Source organism: Corynebacterium sp. HMSC074A09, from assembly GCF_001811545.1.
GTDB lineage: Bacteria > Actinomycetota > Actinomycetes > Mycobacteriales > Mycobacteriaceae > Corynebacterium > Corynebacterium hiratae.
The window spans coordinates 277,226-293,661 of the sequence record NZ_KV805153.1; the positions used below are offsets into that span (position 1 = coordinate 277,226).

Consider the following 16,436-nt stretch of genomic DNA (forward strand, 5'->3'; position numbering starts at 1 on the left):
GGAGAATCCAAGCATTTTATTCGCGCTCCTAGCTACGATGGGGGCTGACCATCATCGTTCTTCGATTTTTATGCAAGGAGTCAGCCCCGATGGCAAAGACAACTAAGAAGGATGCTCAGCCGGAGGCCAAGGAGACCAAGGACGTGAAGTCCCAGGTCGAGGAAAAAGCCACCAACAAGGCTCCGAAGTCCCCGTCCAGCAAAAAGACGCGTACTGAGACTGATCTTCTCGGCTCCATGGAGGTTCCGAGCGATGCGTACTACGGCGTTCATACGCTGCGCGCTATCGAGAACTTCCAGATTTCCTACGTGACCATCAACACCATCCCGGATTTCATCCGCGGTATGGTGCAGGTCAAGAAGGCCACCGCGATGGCTAACCGCCGTCTGCACGTCCTTCCTAAGAAGAAGGCAGAGGCAATCATCTGGGCTTGTGACCAGATCCTCGAAGAGGGCCGCTGCATGGACCAGTTCCCGCTGGATGTCTTCCAGGGTGGCGCTGGCACCTCGCTCAACATGAACACCAACGAGGTTGTGGCCAACTTGGCGCTCGAGCACCTCGGTGAGGAAAAGGGTGCCTACGACATCATCAACCCGAACGATGATGTCAACATGTCCCAGTCGACCAACGACGCATACCCCACCGGCTTCCGCTTGGGCATCTACTACGCCATGGAAGACCTCATCGAGCGCATCGATACCCTGCAGGCAGCATTCCACGCCAAGGGCAATGAGTTCGTTGACATCCTAAAGATGGGCCGCACCCAGCTGCAGGATGCCGTTCCGATGACCCTTGGCGATGAATTCAAGGCCTTCGCGCACAACCTGGCGGAAGAGCAGGCCATCCTGCGTGACGCCCAGAAGCGTCTGCTGGAGATCAACCTCGGCGCAACCGCTATCGGTACCGGCGTGAATACCCCGGCCGGCTACCGCCACCAGGTCACCGCCGCACTGTCCGAGGTCACTGGTCTGGAGATTAAGACCGCCCGCGATCTCATTGAGGCAACCTCTGACTGTGGCGCTTACGTACTGCTGCACTCCACCATCAAGCGTGCAGCAATGAAGCTGGCCAAGATCTGTAACGACCTGCGCCTGCTGTCCTCTGGTCCGCGTGCTGGCCTGGCAGAAATTAATCTGCCGCCGCGTCAGGCTGGTTCCTCCATCATGCCGGGTAAGGTCAACCCGGTTATCCCGGAGGTTGTTAACCAGGTCTGCTTCAAGATCTTTGGTAATGACCACGTCGTTACCATGGCCGCTGAGGCAGGCCAGCTGCAGCTCAACGTTATGGAGCCGGTCATCGGTGAGGCACTGTTCCAGTCCATCCGCATCATGGGCAACGCCGTCGACACCCTGCGTGAGAAGTGTGTCGTGGGCATCACTGCCAACGCTGACGTCTGCCGTGCTTATGTGGAGAACTCCATCGGTATCGTCACCTACCTGAACCCGTTCATCGGCCACCACAACGGTGACCTCATTGCCAAGGAGTCCCTGAAGACCGGCAAGGGAGTCAAGGAACTGGTTCTGGAGAAGGGCCTGCTCGACGAAGAAACCCTCAACAAGGTTCTGTCCGTGGAAAACCTCATGCACCCGGAGTTCCGCGGCCAGCTGTACATCGACGAATAAATCGTCGCCCAGCACTAGCGAGAGCGAATCGCTCATGCTGTACGACACACGCCCGCGCTGCCTCAATGATGGCCGCGCGGGCGTGTGCCCGTTTTCAACCACACCAGGTATCACGCCCTCTCTCGAGACCGAGCCGTCGGTGCGCACTTTTGTGGAAACGGACACAATCGGGCCTGAATACTCGCTAAAGCCACACTAATAGGGAAGAATAAAAACTGTCAGTTCTCGCGCCATGGTCGTGTTCTGACCGCCGCGCGAATTACCACCCATACTGCAGTTCAACTGCACATATTGGAGTTACACAATGGTTGTAGTGCACATCCTCATCGTCCTTGCGGCGATCTATCTCGGTGCCCGAATCGGTTCAATCGGCATTGGTATGGCCGGCGGCTTGGGCGTTCTACTTTTAGGGCTCACCGGCGTCCCCGTCACCCGCGAAGATATCCCCTTCGACGTCATCGGCATCATCATGACCGTTATCGCGGCCATCGCTGCCATGCAGCGCGCCGGTGGCATGGACTATCTCGTCTACCTGGCAGAGAAATTCCTTCGTAAAAACCCGAAGAAGATCACGTTCTACGCCCCGGTCGTCACGTGGCTGATGACCGTTCTGGCAGGCACTGGACACACCGCTTTTTCCACGCTCCCGGTTATCGTCGAGGTAGCCAAGGAAGGCAAGGTCCGCCCCTCACGCCCGTTGTCCATCGCAGTTGTTGCCTCGCAGATGGCCATCTGCGCCTCACCCATCTCTGCGGCCGTAGTCTTGCTCGCCTCCCTGTTGGAGCCCATGGGCGTGGGCTATTTGCAGATCCTCGCCGTGCTCATTCCTGCGACGTTCCTCTCCATTTTCCCTGCCGCCTGGATTGCCAACCGAGCAGGCGCTGAGCTCGAAGATGATCCCGTTTACCAAGAACGCAAGGCCCAAGGCCTGGTAAAGATGCCACAGGGCTCCCACAACTACAGCCCGGTGCAGGGCGCCAAGACCTCCGTGATCATCTTCCTGGTTGCCATCGTCATCGTTATGCTGTGGGCCACCCTGACCTCCTCCCAGGTAGGACTCATCGAAGAGCCGACTCTGCCCCGTAACGAAGCCATCATGACGGTGATGCTTACCGCTGCAACCCTCATCGTCATGATCACCAAGATCTCCGCTGGCGATGTACTCAACACCCCAGTGTTCAAGTCTGGCATGTCTGCCTGTATCTGTGTGCTTGGTGTGGCCTGGTTGGGCACCACGCTGATTAACCACTACATGGAGGACATCCAGGCCATTTCCGGGTCCGTCATCGAATCCGCCCCATGGTTGCTGGCCATCGTGCTCTTCTTTGCTGCGGCGCTGCTGTACTCCCAGGCAGCCACCACCAAGGCTCTCATGCCTGCGGCCCTGGCCCTTGGCGTCAACCCGCTGACCGCTGTCGCTGCCTTCCCCGCGGTATCCGCTCTGTTCATTCTGCCGACGTACCCGACCCTGTTGGCGGCCGTTGAAATGGATGACACTGGCTCGACCCGCATCGGAAAGGCTGTCTTCAACCACCCGTTCATCATTCCTGGCACTGTGAGCATCGCCTTGTCGGTCCTCCTGTGCTACGCCATCGGCGCAGTCGTTCTCTAGCATTATCAAAAAATTATTTGATTTTGCTCAAGACACTTCTTTAGCACGCTAAGCTGGTGGGCATGACTACGCAACCTTCTGATGTTGAGATCGCTCAAGCCCACCAGCTCGAACCCATCACTGATATTGCTGCCCGCGCCGGTATCCCGGCGCCCGCTCTTATCCCTTATGGGCAGAATAAAGCCAAGGTAGATATCACCCAAGTTGGGGATACACCCGCCAACGGCAAGCTCGTCCTCGTTACTGGTGTCTCGCCGACTCCAGCAGGTGAGGGCAAATCCACTGTCCTTATCGGTTTGACCGATGCCCTCACCCAGCTGGGGAAGAAGGCTATCGTGGCACTGCGCGAGCCCTCCCAGGGCCCCGTCATGGGCATTAAGGGAGGCGCCGCTGGAGGCGGCTACTCCCAGGTTGTTCCCATGGAGGACATCAACCTCCACTTCACGGGTGACTTCCACGCCATCTCTGCGGCGACCAATACCTTGGCCGCCATCATCGATAACCACATCCACCAAGGCAACGCTCTCAACATCGATCCGCGTCGCATCACCTGGCAGCGCTGTATCGACGTCAACGACCGCGCGCTGCGCAATGTCGTCACCGGTCTTGGCGGCCCGGCCCACGGTGTACCGGGGGAGACCGGTTTCACCATTACCGCGGCATCCGAAATCATGGCCATCCTGGGACTCGCCACTGACTTGGCAGACCTGAAGAAGCGCCTTGGCGACATCACCGTGGGCTACACCTATGACCAGAAGCCGGTCACTGCGCGCGAGTTGGGGGCAGAAGGCGCGCTGACGGCACTGATGCGCGATGCACTCAACCCCAACTTGGTGCAAACTCTCGGCGGAACCCCGGCCTTCGTCCACGGCGGACCATTTGCCAACATCGCTCACGGCTGCAACACGCTCCTCGCTACCCAAACCGCGATGCGCTTCGGCGATATCGTTCTTACGGAGGCAGGGTTCGGCGCGGATCTCGGCGGTGAAAAATTCCTCGACGTCAAGTCCCGCTTCGGTGACCTCGATGTCGCCGGCGCCGTCGTCGTGGCGACAATCCGTTCCCAGAAGTACAACGGTGGCCAGCCACGTGAGGAACTGACTACGGAAAACCTGGAAGCGTTGAAGAAGGGTGTGGTCAACCTGGAGCGCCACGTGGAGAACCTCCGCAAGTTTGGTCTGACCCCAGTGGTGGCCCTCAACCTCTTCGGCAGCGATACCGATGCCGAGCGCGAGTTCATGCGCCAGTGGGCGGCAGACTTTGACGTCGCGCTCGAGGAAGCAGAGGTGTGGGCCAAGGGAGGCGCCGGCGCCACCGCGCTAGCTGAGCGCCTTTTGGACAGCCTCTCCGAAGGCTCCTCTCACCAGCTTTACGATCCCGCCGATGGTATCGAGGCATCCATCGAGACCATCGCCACGGAAATTTACCGCGCAGAACGCGTCGAGTATTCCTCCAAGGCGCTCAAGGATCTCAAGTACATCAAGGACAACGGCTGGGAGAAGTTCCCCGTCGTTATCTCTAAGACCCAGTACTCCTTCTCCGATGATCCCAGCCAGCTCGGCGCTCCGGAAGGCCACGTCCTCCACGTCCGCGAACTTCAGCCGCGCACCGGCGCTGGTTTCATCGTTGCCCTAACCGGTGACGTCATGACCATGCCGGGCCTGCCGAAGAAGCCCGCGGCAAACAACATCGACGTTGCCGCTGACGGATCGATCTCCGGCTTGTTCTAAGCCGCCGTGCGGTCTACGCAGCGCAATCTACGCGGTCTGGTCGGGCCACCCGGGATACTCGGGTGGCGTTCCGCCAAACGCCGGGCAGAGGTCTTGGAACGAGCACCAACCGCACAGCTTTGAAGTCTTCGGCCTAAAGTCTCCGGCCTTGCCATCGCCTTCGATTTTGGCCCAGAGCTCGCCTAGGTCGCGCTCGAAGTATTCCAGTTCCTCCGGTCCCGGCGTGAGGAACATAGAGTCCAGTACCTTGAGGTACATCAGCCGCAACTGCGTGGGGATGGTACCGAGCAGCCGCCAGTACACCAATGCGTAGAAATTCATCTGGAACTGCGCGTCCTGGGAATAACGGGGGAGCGGCTTCTTTCCGGTCTTATAGTCCACCACGCGCACCTCGCCAGTGGGGGCAACGTCTACGCGGTCAATGAACCCGCGGACAGGAACACCGTTCGGCAAGACGGTATCGACGTACATCTCGCACTCATGGGCGTCGAAACCTTGCGGGTTTTCCATCTGGAAGTAGCCCTTGATGAGCTCACGTGCTTCGACGAAGAAGTCGAGTTCTTCCTGTTCTGGGACTAATTCGCGTAGCTCGGGATCGGATTCAATCATCACTGCCCATTCGGGCTTAATCATCTTCACCGCCACCGGGTACTCCCGCTCCTCGCGGGGTAGCTGGTGCATCTTTTCCAGGACGGCGTGGACCAGCGTACCCTTGACCTGTGCCTTCGTCTTGGGCTCGGGGAGCTTGTCGATGGCCCGGAAGCGATAGAGCAGCGGGCACTGCTTGTAATCGGAGGCGCGGGAAGGGGAGAGGGCTAGTCGTTTCGGCATAATGTTTCTCAGCCTAGCGCATAGGCACACACAGTCCTTCCGGCATCACCCGGCAGTCCGTGGCAAGCTGGAAGCATGAGCACTACGCAAGATTTTCTCGATTTCATCGCCGCCAGCCCGTCCTCCTACCACGCGGCTGAGGAGGTAGCGCGCAGACTCGTTGAGGCGGGTTTTAGCCGCCAGGATGAGTCCGCCGAGTGGTCAGCCGAACCGGGCGGCCACGTCATGGTCCGGGGTGGTGCGGTCATGGCATGGTTTGTCCCCGAGGGCGCGAGCCCGGACTCCGGCTTCCGGATTATCGGTTCCCATACTGATTCGCCCGGTCTTGCTCTCAAGCCCACCCCAGATTTCGACTCCGCCGGTTGGCAGCAGGTGGCCGTGGAAGTCTATGGCGGTGTGCTTCTCCACAGCTGGTTCGACCGTGAGCTCACCGTCGGCGGCCAAGTAATTCTGAACGATGGCACACGCCACTTGGTCAATACCGGGCCTTTGCTGCGCTTGCCTTCGCTGGCTATCCACCTCTACCGCAAGGATGAGTTCAAGCCGGATCGCCAGCGCCACATGCAGCCGGTGCTCTCCGTAGGTACACCGGAGACGTCGGTGATGGGGGTCGTCGGCAAGCAACTCGGCGTTGCCCCAGAAGACATCGCTTCCTTCAACCTCATTACCGCCGATGCCCAGCGCGGTGAAGTCTTTGGCGCCGGCGAAAAGCTCATCGCTGCTGGACGCATGGATAACCTCTCTTCCGTCCACGCCTCCCTGCGTGCCCTTCTCGCCGCTGCCCGCAACGCCGACTCGATTGAGCACAAGGACATCCTCGTCATGGCGGCCTTCGACCATGAAGAAGTTGGCTCCTCTTCGCGCTATGGCGCGGGTGGGCCGATTCTGGGGGATATCCTTACCCGCACCGCTCGGGCGCTTGGCGCCAATGAGGAGCAGCGCTTCCAAATGTTCGCGCGCTCCAGCTGTGTGTCGGCCGATGCCGCCCACTCCGTGCACCCGAACTACGCGGAAAAGCACGATCCCACCCACCACCCGATCATCGGCCAGGGGCCGGTGACCAAGATCAACGGCAACCAGCGCTACGCTTCCGACGCCAACACCGTGGCCCTGTGGGAATCTGCCTGCCGCCGCGCCGAGGTGCCCTACCAGCGCTTCGTAGGCAATAACGACGTGCCCTGCGGCTCCACTATCGGGCCGATTTCCGCCACCCGCTTGGGTATTCCCACCGTCGACGTGGGAGTGCCGATGCTCTCGATGCACTCAGCCCGCGAGCTGGTGGGCGAGCGCGACCAACTATGGCTTGGTAACGCCCTTGAGGCATACTTGGTGGGTTAATCCTAGCCACCCAAACTATGTGAAAGGTACCCACGCCATGGCTTATTCTGGCCCCTTCCGCTACGGCGACCGCGTGCAGCTCACCGATGCCAAGCGGCGTCACTACACCATCGTCCTCGAGGAGGGAGGCCAGTTCCATTCGCACAAGGGAATCATCAACCACGATGATGTCGTCGGCATGGATGAGGGCTCCGTCATCGACTCGACACTAGGCAGCTCCTTCCTCTTGTTCCGCCACCTCATGGTGGACCATGTCCTGTCGATGCCGCGAGGTGCCGCGGTGATTTATCCCAAAGACTCCGCGCAGATTCTGGTCGAAGGCGATATCTTCATGGGCGCACGCGTGCTCGAGGCCGGCGCCGGTTCCGGCGCTCTCTCGATGACGCTGTTGCGCGCCGTAGGGCCCGAAGGCCACGTTTTCTCCTATGAGGTCCGCGATGATCACCTGGAATACGCCGTGGACAACGTCACCGAATACTTCGGTAAGCAGCCCGAATGGTGGAGCCCGCGTCTGGGGGACTTGGCCGATGTCACCGTCGAGGATCTGGGTGGCCCGGTGGACCGCGTCATCCTGGACATGCTCGACCCCTGGGAGCACCTCGAGAAGGTGCGCGATATCCTCATCCCGGGCGGCGTCTTCATGACTTATGTGGCCACCGTGCCGCAGCTGATGAAGGTGATGGAGGGAATCCGCGAACTCAAATGCTTTACGGAGCCGCGTGCCTGGGAGTCCCTCGTGCGTGAATGGAAGGTGGAAGGCCTAGCTACCCGCCCTGAGCACCGCATGAACGCGCACACAGCGTTTCTGATCTGGACACGCCGGCTTGCCGACGGCGTCACGCCACCCCGCCCGCAGCGCCGCGCCCGAAAGTAAACCCTTTCACACTAATCGTGGGTTGCTGCGCGCTAGGGTGGGATCTATGAACGATGCCACTCATTCCCAGGAACTTGGCCAGCAGCGTCGCCAGATAGAGCAGCTCGCTGAACGCAATGCCAAGCTTGCTGCCCTGTTGAAGGATGCTCGCACGAAGCTTCAGCAGATGCTCGCGGAGGTTGACGCCCTTGCGGAGCCCGCCTCCACATACGGTGTCTTTCTGGGCTATTCCGGGCGTGCGCACGATTCGCGCCGCGACGCTGAGGTTTATACCAACGGTCGAGCCATGCGGGTCAAGATTTCGCCGAACCTCGAGCCCGGCTCCCTGAAAGTAGGGCAGCAGGTGCGCTTGGGCGAGGGCTTCGTTATCGTGGAGGCCTGCGCCCCTGTAAATACCGGCGCGCTGGCCACGCTACAAGAGCGTCTCGGCACCGACCGCGCCGTGGTCATTAATTCCTCTGGTGAAGAGCAGGTTATTCTCCTCGCCGCAGCGTTGCGGGATACCGTGCGCGCCGGCGATACCCTCTTGGTCGAGCCCAAATCAGGTGTAGCCACCGAACGCGTGCACAAGACTGAGGTAGCGCAGCTCACGCTGGAGGAGGTTCCTGACGTCTCCTACGAGGACATCGGCGGTTTGGACGAGCAGATCTCCCTTATCCGCGATTCCGTCGAGCTGCCTTTCCTCCACCCAGAGCTCTACCGCCAGTATGACCTCCAGCCGCCTAAGGGCGTGCTGCTCTACGGCCCGCCAGGCTGCGGAAAGACGCTCATCGCCAAGGCGGTGGCGCATTCGCTGTCCGCATCACTGGCAGCTAGTGCCCCCAGCTACTTCCTCAATGTGAAGGGCCCAGAACTGCTCAACAAATTCGTAGGCGAGACTGAGCGCCGCATCCGCCTCATCTTCGAACGCGCCCGCGAGCTTGCTTCCGAGCCCACCGAGGATGGCAGCCAGCGCCCGGTCATCATCTTTTTCGATGAGATGGAATCCATCTTCCGCACGCGTGGCTCCGGCGTGTCCTCCGATATGGAGACCACCGTCGTCCCGCAGCTGCTGACGGAGCTGGACGGTGTGGAGAAGCTCAGCAACGTCATCGTCATCGGCGCCACCAACCGCGAGGAACTCATCGACCCCGCCATCATGCGCCCGGGGCGCCTCGATATCAAGATTCGCGTCAACCGCCCGACCAAGCAGGGCGCGCGGGAAATCTTTGCGCGCCACTTTCCAGAATCAGTCCCGCACGAAGGCGACCTTTCCCAGCTCATCGATACCGCGGTCGACGATCTCTACGCCGAGCGGCCGTTCGTCAAACTCCACTTCGCTAACGCGGATCCGCGTGTGCTGCACTACCGGGACTTCGTGTCCGGCGCAATGATCGCCAACATCGTCTCCCGTGCCAAGAAGCTGGCGATCAAGGAAGCGTTGGACGCAGCCACTGCCACCGATGGGGCGAAGTCCACCGGCATAACCGCAGCGCACCTCCACGAGGCTATAGCCGCGGAACAGGCTGAATCGGAATACGTCCCCACCTCCGCCAACCCGGAAGAGTGGGCAAAGATCGTCGCAGGTACCTCTGCTGGCGCGTATGTCACCCAGGTCGAATTGATGGGAGTGTAGCCATGAGCCGTGTTCTAGGAACCGAAACTGAGTATGGAATCTCCACGCCGTCCAACCCGGCGCTGTCACCGATCGTGACCTCCACCCATGCTGTTGTGGCTTATGCCGCCCTGCATACCGGCGCGCGCTCCCGCTGGGATTTTCGGGAGGAGCACCCGCTGCGCGATAGCCGCGGCTTCGATCTCAAGCGCTACCACACCGTGCCGGTGGTGGACCCGAACGCGCTGGGTGTGGCCAACGTGGTGACCGCCAATGGCGCGCGTTTCTACGTCGACCACGCCCACCCCGAATACTCCTCACCGGAGTGCACGAATGCCTGGGATGCGATGCTTTACGACGCCGCCGGTGACCTCATCCTGCGCCGTGCAGGGGAGGCCGTAGCATCGCTGACCGCGCAGGGCACGTCCGTGTTGGCCACACACGATCCCTGCCCGCCGCTGAAGTTTTACAAGAACAATGTGGACGGCAAGGGGGCTTCCTATGGCAGCCACGAGAATTACCAGTACTCTCGGAACACCGACTTCGATGATATTGCCCAGGGGCTGATTCCTTTCTTCGTTGCCCGCCAAGTGGTCACCGGTGCCGGCCGCATGGGTGTGGGCGTCGATGGAGAGGAGCCAGGTTTCCAGATTTCGCAGCGCGCGGACTACATCGAGCAGGAAATCTCCCTAGAAACCACCCTCAACCGCGGCATCATTAACACCCGCGACGAGCCACACGCGGTGGCCGAGGACTTCGGCCGCCTGCACGTCATCATCGGTGACGCCACGATGTCCCACACCTCGACGCTGCTCAAGCTAGGCATGACCTCGCTAGTACTCGATGCCATCGAGAGCGGCGTGGACTTTAGTGACATGCGCCTTATGGAACCGGTGGAGGAGGTGCAGCGGGTGAGCCGCGACCTTACCTTGACCCATCAGCTTAAGCTTCACGACGGCCGCCGCCTCACCGCCCTCGACATCTTGGCCATCTACCGGGAAAGGGTTACCGCCGCCTCCGAAGCGGATGAAAAGGTACTCACCGTCTGGGACGAGGTTGTCGAGCTTCTGGCCGACAACCCGCTCAAGGCCGCCCACCTGCTGGATTGGGTAGCAAAATACCGCTTGATTAAGGGCTACCTGGACCGCGGCGTGGCGGCCGATGGTCCGAAGCTGGCGCTGATCGATCTGCAGTACACCGACATCGATCCGGCAAAGTCCCTCTACCATGCGCTCGTGCGCAAGGGGCAGATGCGTACCTTGGTCAGCGAGGAAGAGATTGCTGCTGCAGCGGAAACGCCGCCCGCGGATACCCGCGCCTACCTGCGCGGCCACGCCACCCGAAAGTTCGGGGAGGATGTCTTGGCGGCGTCCTGGCAGTCGCTGACCTTCCGCATCGGTGAGGCCGAGGGAGCCAACTCTGGTACTGCCTGCGTGGCACTCGACGACACAAAAAGACTCGGGCAGGACGAGGTGGGCGCTCTGCTGGAATCTGCGGACAGCGCCGCCGACTTCGTTAATAGTTTGCGCCAGCTCGGGGTGCGAATCGAGTACCCTACACTGTATTAGCGCAGCATTTTCCACTCGCGAAAGGAGCTCTTAAGAATGAGCGGACAGCAGTCTCAGATCAACGCCGGTGGCGGCAACGGTCAAGGAGGCGACACTCCGGAGTTCGACGCCGGACAAGTCAGCATCAACAGCGCGGGTACCGATGACCTCCTCGATGAGATTGACGGCCTTTTGGAGTCCAACGCCGAGGAGTTCGTGCGCTCCTACGTCCAAAAGGGCGGCGAATAAAGGTGGAGCAGCCCTCCGATAGCGCCCCCGTTTATGCACGGCGGATTATGGGCATCGAAACCGAGTACGGCATTACAGCGAGCGCAAGCGATGGACAGCGGGTGATGTCCCCGGATGAGATCGCCCGCGTGCTTTTTCGGCCCATCGTGTCGAAGTACTCTTCCTCCAATATCTTTAGTCCCAACGCCTCCCGCCTCTACCTCGACGTGGGTTCCCACCCGGAGATCGCTACCGCGGAGTGCGATAGCTTAACCCAGCTCATTGCCTATGAGCGCGCCGGCGATGCTGTGGTCAATCGCATGGCCGTGCAGGCGGAGGAAACACTGGCGGCGGAGGGGGAGAAGCGCGCTGTCTACTTGTTCAAGAACAATGTGGACTCGGCCGGCAATTCCTACGGCTGCCACGAGAACTACCTCATCGGCCGCCACGTGGTGCTCAAGGACCTCGGCAAAGCTCTGCTGCCGTTCATGATCACCCGCCAGCTCATCTGTGGCGCAGGGATGGTTAGACCTGCCAAGGGAGAGGAACCCGCGCGTTTCGTGCTCTCCCAACGTGCCGACCAGGTGTGGGAAGGTGTGTCCTCTGCGACGACTCGCTCGCGCCCCATCATCAATACTCGCGACGAACCGCATGGTGATTCCAAGCGTTTCCGCCGCATGCACGTTATCGTTGGCGACTCCAACATGGCCGAACCCACGATGGCCCTCAAAGTTGGCTCCACGCTGCTCATGCTGGAGATGCTGGAAGCCGGTTTTGAGGTGCCGGCATTCTCGGTACTCGAGCCAATTAAACACATTAGGGCCATCGCGCTCGACCCCACCGGCCGCACCGAGCTTCCGCTTGAGGGAGGCGGCAGCACCACCGCGCTCGCCGTGCAGCAGGAGCTCTGTACCGCTGCCGAGCGCTGGCTGGATCACCGCGAGGACGCAGGCACTCCGACGGTTGAGTTGGCCCGGGTCGTGGACTTGTGGAAGCGCACCCTCCAGGCCATTGACACTCAGGATTTCTCCGGCGTTGACCGCGAGATCGATTGGGTCATCAAGCGCAGCCTGCTGAACCGCTACCGCGAGCGCCTGGGCGGGGATTGGTCGCACCCCAAGCTGGCACAGATTGACCTGACCTACCATGACATCCGTCCAGGTCGCGGCCTCTACAGCGTATTGGAGCAGCGCGGCATGGTGAAACGCTGGATCGACGATGCTGCAATCAACGCCGCAGTCGACACCGCCCCGCAGACCACCCGTGCCAAGCTGCGCGGGGAGTTTCTCGCTGTTGCCCGCGAGCTCGATGCCGCGGTAACGGTGGATTGGACGCGGATGAAGGTCAACCGGCCTGAACCGATGACCGAGGAGTTCTCCGACCCCTTTGTGTCCGAGGACCCGCGCCTAGATGGGTTGTTAGACTACATGCGTTCGCACCCAGGCTCGTAGAGCCGTAGAGCTGATCAAGGAACCTGCCACTATGCCTTCAGTAGATCGCACTGCAGCCCGGACGCCGGTCAGAGACCGCGCTATCGAAAGGCTCACCAACCTCACCTTTGCCCTGCATGGGGCAGCGCACCAAGGCGGGGTTCCGGACCGCAGCGCGGCGTGGATCCGCAGCCACGTCGAGGGCTACCAGTCACGCAGCGATGAAGCCTTTCACAAGCAGCTTTCCCGCGACATCGTGACCCTGCAGCGCGCCGGTGTGCCAGTAGTACACAGCAGCGGCGCGGAAGGTTCGCTGTACCGGCTCGATCCCGAAAACTACCAGCTACCTCCCGTCGATTTCACGCCGGAGGAGGCCATGGTTCTCGGCGTAGCCGGCGGCATCGGCACTCCGGGAGGCTTAAGCGATTTCAGTCTCTCCGCGTGGACCAAGATCGCAGCCTCAGGCGCCTCCCGCGACTTGAGCGGAGCGCCGGTGTACACCGCAGTCAACGACATGACCAGGTTGAGCCCAGAGCTCGTCACTGGAGTCATCACCGCAGTGCGTGCTGGGCTGCGCATTTCCTTCGATTACTACGCCATGCCCTCTGCCGAGGCGGTTCGCCGCCATATGGATCCCTGGGGGCTGGTCAACCACCGGGATCGTGTTTATCTCGTCGGTTGGGATGTGGACCGCGAGGCTCCCCGAACTTTTCGCGCTACCCGCGTGGACAACGTCAGGCGCTCGCGCGCTGCGGCCACGCACCTCGAGCCCACTGCACCACTGCAGGATCTCGTTGTAGAGGCGCTGGAGCGGGGCGAAACGGTAAATGCAGTCCTCGAGGTTCCCGAGGGGCAGGCCGCCGAGCTTGTCGACGCCGGACGCAGGCGCGAGGATGGACTTCTAGAACTCACCAACGTACACCACGATTGGTTGGTGCGCACCGCTGCTGGCTATGCACCAGATGTCGTGGTTATCGAGCCACCCGAGGTTCGTGCCGACATCATCGCACTCCTAAGTGTCGGTGATGACCCATCATCAGCGTCTGGCGAGGAGGCCCGCCATGGTTGATCAACCCCGCAAGCTGCAGTCCCTTGTTCGCTCCCTCAACCTCATCCCTTACCTGCGTAACCACCCGGGGCTGACTCCGATGGAGGCTGCCGAGGATTTAGGGATGACCCCTGCTGAGCTTAAGGATGCTATCGACCGTCTCTTCTGCTCCGGTGTGGGCCGCAATACCGAGGACCTTATCGACTTAAGCTTTAGCTACCGCGATGGCATCGAGATCTACAACGACCAGGGCCTGACCCAGGCATTGCGCCTGACCCCAACTGAGGCCGGCGCATTGTTGCTGACGCTCGAGTCCCTTGAGGCAATGCCGGGGCTTGTCGACGTCTCCGCGGTCCACTCTGCCGCCGCGAAGCTGCGCGAGATCATGGATGAAAAGACAGCCGCCATCTATGACTCCCTGGCCACGACCGATCCCGAAGAGTCTGAGGTGCAAGCGGCGTTGGCGGGGGCCGTCGACAAGCGCCGGCAAGTGCGTTTTACCTACTGGAGTATGTCCTCCAACCGGACGAGTGAGCGTACCGTGCATCCGGCCCGCATCTTTATCGTGGACGGCGAACCCTATTTGGTGGCCTGGGACGAGTCGGTGGGGGAGCACCGCACGTTCCGCCTTGACCGGATGAGTGATGTCGAAGTGCTCGACGCTTCCGCGACACCACATGTGCGCGAACTGGATTTCAACCCAGATTCACCCTTTGGTCTAGATCACACTCTTGTTGCGGAGCTGGAGATTCACCAAGAATTCACCTGGCTAGCGGAACACTACGACATCACCCTTGGCGAGACCCTAGAAAATGGCCTCATAGCTGCAACGATGCCGGTCGGCTCGGAGGCGTGGTTTAGCCGTTTCGCGCTCGGCCAAGCTGATCGCATGCGGGTAGTGGGGCCGCAGAAGCTCGTTGACGCCATTTCGGAGCATAGAAAACGAGCACTGGAGCGTTATACTCAACTGCCAGACTAAGAGCTCTCCCGCGTGCACGTCGCTCAGCGTCGCGCTGTGTGAACAAGCACGCTTCATCGACCAAGAAAGAAGGGGCACCCTCAATGACCGTGGGACCTTTGGAAATCGGCCTTGTTGTTCTCGTGATCGTGCTGTTGTTCGGCGCTAAGAAGCTGCCGGAGCTGGCTCGCTCCATGGGCCGGTCTATGCGCATCTTCAAGTCCGAAGTCAAGGAGATGAAAGAGGAGAACAACACCTCTGAGCAGCAGGGCCAGATCGCGGGCTCCAAGCAGTCCGACGAGGACTTCTGGAACAGCCCGGAGATGCAGCCGCGCACTTCCAAGCCGGCTGACGGAAACCAGAACTAATAATCTTTCCCGGCAGGCAGACCACATTCCGAGTCCCTCGGCGTGCTGGGGCCTCGCCTGCCGTCGTGGGCTTTTCTGTGGAGGTCTTGCTTTGAGTACCGCGAGTACACCGTCGAACCCTGCTTCTAACGCGCCGAAGCAAAAATGGAGCTCAAAGCTACGCCGCAAGCCCAAGAACCCAACGGGGGAGATGACCTTAGTTCAGCACCTCCAGGAGCTGCGCCGACGCATCGTCATTTCCCTTCTCGCCCTCGCTGTGGGTGCCATCATCGGATTCATCTGGTACCAACACGCCCCGTTTGGCATGTCACCGCTAGGCGAGATTTTGCGCGGTCCCTATTGCTCACTCCCTGAAGAGAGCCGTGTTTCCTTCTCCGCGGACGGCGAATGCCGTCTGCTCGCAACCAGCCCCTTCGAAATGCTGATGCTCCGACTCAAGGTTGGCGCGTTAGCCGGCACCGTATTGTCCTCACCGGTCTGGCTCTACCAGATATGGGCCTTCATCGTGCCCGGCCTGCACAAGAACGAACGCCGCTTTACCTTCTTGTTCGTCTCGACTGCGGTCCTGCTCTTCGTACTCGGCGCGGTTCTCGCCTACGTCATCCTTTCTGTGGGTTTGGAGTTCCTCATGGGAATGGGCTCGGAGTACCAAACCGCAGCACTGACAGGTGAACGTTACTTCTACTTCCTGCTGGCGTTGCTCCTCATCTTTGGCGTCAGCTTTGAGATCCCACTACTCGTGGTTTGCCTCAACCTGATCGGTGTCTTGGAATATGACCACGTCAAAGATAAGCGCCGCATCATCATTGTCGTCATCATGATTTTCGCCGCGGTTGTTACACCGGGCCAAGAACCCTTCTCAATGTTGGTTTTGGCCGGTGCTCTCGTGGTTCTTGTGGAGATAGCTTTCCAGTTCTGCCGCATCAACGACAAGCGCCAGAAGCGCCAGCGCCCAGACTGGATGGACTTGGACGATGAAACTGCCTCGTCGCTGGATGAAGGTCCGGGTGCCATTGGCGCACCGACTCCGGTGTCTGCATCCACGAGCGTTTCTGCGTCGTCGCGGCCGGTATCTTCCGGGCCTGTCGCCCCGGCTTCGACTCCTGACGCTCGGGTACCGCAGCCTCAACAGACGAATACTCAGCCCCCGCAGAGCGGCTTCTTCGACGACGTTCTCTAACCTCGTCAGCCTTCTTAGCGAACTTGTTCAATCGTTCTGCTTGGCGCCGGGGACCGGCGCACTAGTACGCCGTCCT

General features: G+C 60.6%; 14 protein-coding genes. 13 read left to right on the forward strand and 1 reads right to left on the reverse strand.

The window, feature by feature from the left end:
- The first annotated feature begins 89 nt into the window (after positions 1 to 89).
- The 3 genes from aspA (at position 90) to HMPREF2807_RS08530 (ending at position 4,964) form a co-directional block, all read left to right on the forward strand.
- Positions 90 to 1,622, forward strand: a complete 1,533-nt coding sequence (gene aspA, locus HMPREF2807_RS08520) for an aspartate ammonia-lyase (RefSeq protein WP_070511847.1) — start codon at positions 90 to 92, stop codon at positions 1,620 to 1,622.
- 304 nt (positions 1,623 to 1,926) lie between these two features.
- Positions 1,927 to 3,234 (forward strand): anaerobic C4-dicarboxylate transporter, encoded by a 1,308-nt coding sequence (locus HMPREF2807_RS08525; protein WP_070511850.1) that lies wholly within the window; start codon positions 1,927 to 1,929, stop codon positions 3,232 to 3,234.
- A gap of 62 nt (positions 3,235 to 3,296) precedes the next feature.
- Positions 3,297 to 4,964, forward strand: a complete 1,668-nt coding sequence (locus HMPREF2807_RS08530; RefSeq protein WP_049157693.1) for a formate--tetrahydrofolate ligase — start codon at positions 3,297 to 3,299, stop codon at positions 4,962 to 4,964.
- A 27-nt stretch (positions 4,965 to 4,991) separates the two neighbouring features.
- On the opposite strand, the gene HMPREF2807_RS08535 is transcribed toward HMPREF2807_RS08530, so the two are convergent.
- On the reverse strand, positions 4,992 to 5,795 hold the full coding sequence (locus HMPREF2807_RS08535) for a RecB family exonuclease (protein WP_070511856.1): 804 nt from the start codon (positions 5,793 to 5,795) through the stop codon (positions 4,992 to 4,994).
- 75 nt (positions 5,796 to 5,870) lie between these two features.
- On the opposite strand from HMPREF2807_RS08535, the gene HMPREF2807_RS08540 reads away from it, so the two are divergent.
- The 10 genes from HMPREF2807_RS08540 to tatC all read left to right on the forward strand — a co-directional run bounded on the left by HMPREF2807_RS08540 (position 5,871) and on the right by tatC (position 16,360).
- The gene (locus tag HMPREF2807_RS08540; protein ID WP_070511860.1) at positions 5,871 to 7,133 is read left to right on the forward strand and encodes a M18 family aminopeptidase; all 1,263 of its coding nucleotides are present in this window, start codon (positions 5,871 to 5,873) and stop codon (positions 7,131 to 7,133) included.
- A gap of 37 nt (positions 7,134 to 7,170) precedes the next feature.
- Positions 7,171 to 8,007 (forward strand): tRNA (adenine-N1)-methyltransferase, encoded by an 837-nt coding sequence (locus tag HMPREF2807_RS08545; RefSeq protein ID WP_070511863.1) that lies wholly within the window; start codon positions 7,171 to 7,173, stop codon positions 8,005 to 8,007.
- Between the two features lie 46 nt (positions 8,008 to 8,053).
- On the forward strand, positions 8,054 to 9,622 hold the full coding sequence (gene arc / locus HMPREF2807_RS08550) for a proteasome ATPase (RefSeq protein WP_070511868.1): 1,569 nt from the start codon (positions 8,054 to 8,056) through the stop codon (positions 9,620 to 9,622).
- A 2-nt stretch (positions 9,623 to 9,624) separates the two neighbouring features.
- Positions 9,625 to 11,169 carry a depupylase/deamidase Dop gene (dop, locus tag HMPREF2807_RS08555; protein ID WP_070511873.1) on the forward strand — a complete coding sequence of 515 codons (1,545 nt, stop codon included), beginning with the start codon at positions 9,625 to 9,627 and terminating at the stop codon, positions 11,167 to 11,169.
- 36 nt (positions 11,170 to 11,205) lie between these two features.
- Positions 11,206 to 11,397 carry a ubiquitin-like protein Pup gene (locus tag HMPREF2807_RS08560; protein WP_010186632.1) on the forward strand — a complete coding sequence of 64 codons (192 nt, stop codon included), beginning with the start codon at positions 11,206 to 11,208 and terminating at the stop codon, positions 11,395 to 11,397.
- A gap of 47 nt (positions 11,398 to 11,444) precedes the next feature.
- Positions 11,445 to 12,827, forward strand: a complete 1,383-nt coding sequence (gene pafA / locus HMPREF2807_RS08565; protein WP_049157703.1) for a Pup--protein ligase — start codon at positions 11,445 to 11,447, stop codon at positions 12,825 to 12,827.
- 31 nt (positions 12,828 to 12,858) lie between these two features.
- On the forward strand, positions 12,859 to 13,875 hold the full coding sequence (locus HMPREF2807_RS08570; RefSeq protein ID WP_070511877.1) for a helix-turn-helix transcriptional regulator: 1,017 nt from the start codon (positions 12,859 to 12,861) through the stop codon (positions 13,873 to 13,875).
- Complete coding sequence (locus HMPREF2807_RS08575; protein ID WP_049157708.1) at positions 13,868 to 14,833, forward strand: helix-turn-helix transcriptional regulator; 966 nt, start codon at positions 13,868 to 13,870, stop codon at positions 14,831 to 14,833. The genes HMPREF2807_RS08570 and HMPREF2807_RS08575 overlap by 8 nt, the downstream gene beginning before the upstream one ends.
- Before the next feature lie 83 nt (positions 14,834 to 14,916).
- Positions 14,917 to 15,180 carry a Sec-independent protein translocase subunit TatA gene (tatA, locus tag HMPREF2807_RS08580; protein WP_046649155.1) on the forward strand — a complete coding sequence of 88 codons (264 nt, stop codon included), beginning with the start codon at positions 14,917 to 14,919 and terminating at the stop codon, positions 15,178 to 15,180.
- Positions 15,181 to 15,370: 190 nt separating this feature from the next.
- The gene (gene tatC, locus HMPREF2807_RS08585) at positions 15,371 to 16,360 is read left to right on the forward strand and encodes a twin-arginine translocase subunit TatC (RefSeq protein ID WP_070511880.1); all 990 of its coding nucleotides are present in this window, start codon (positions 15,371 to 15,373) and stop codon (positions 16,358 to 16,360) included.
- Positions 16,361 to 16,436 lie beyond the last annotated feature (76 nt).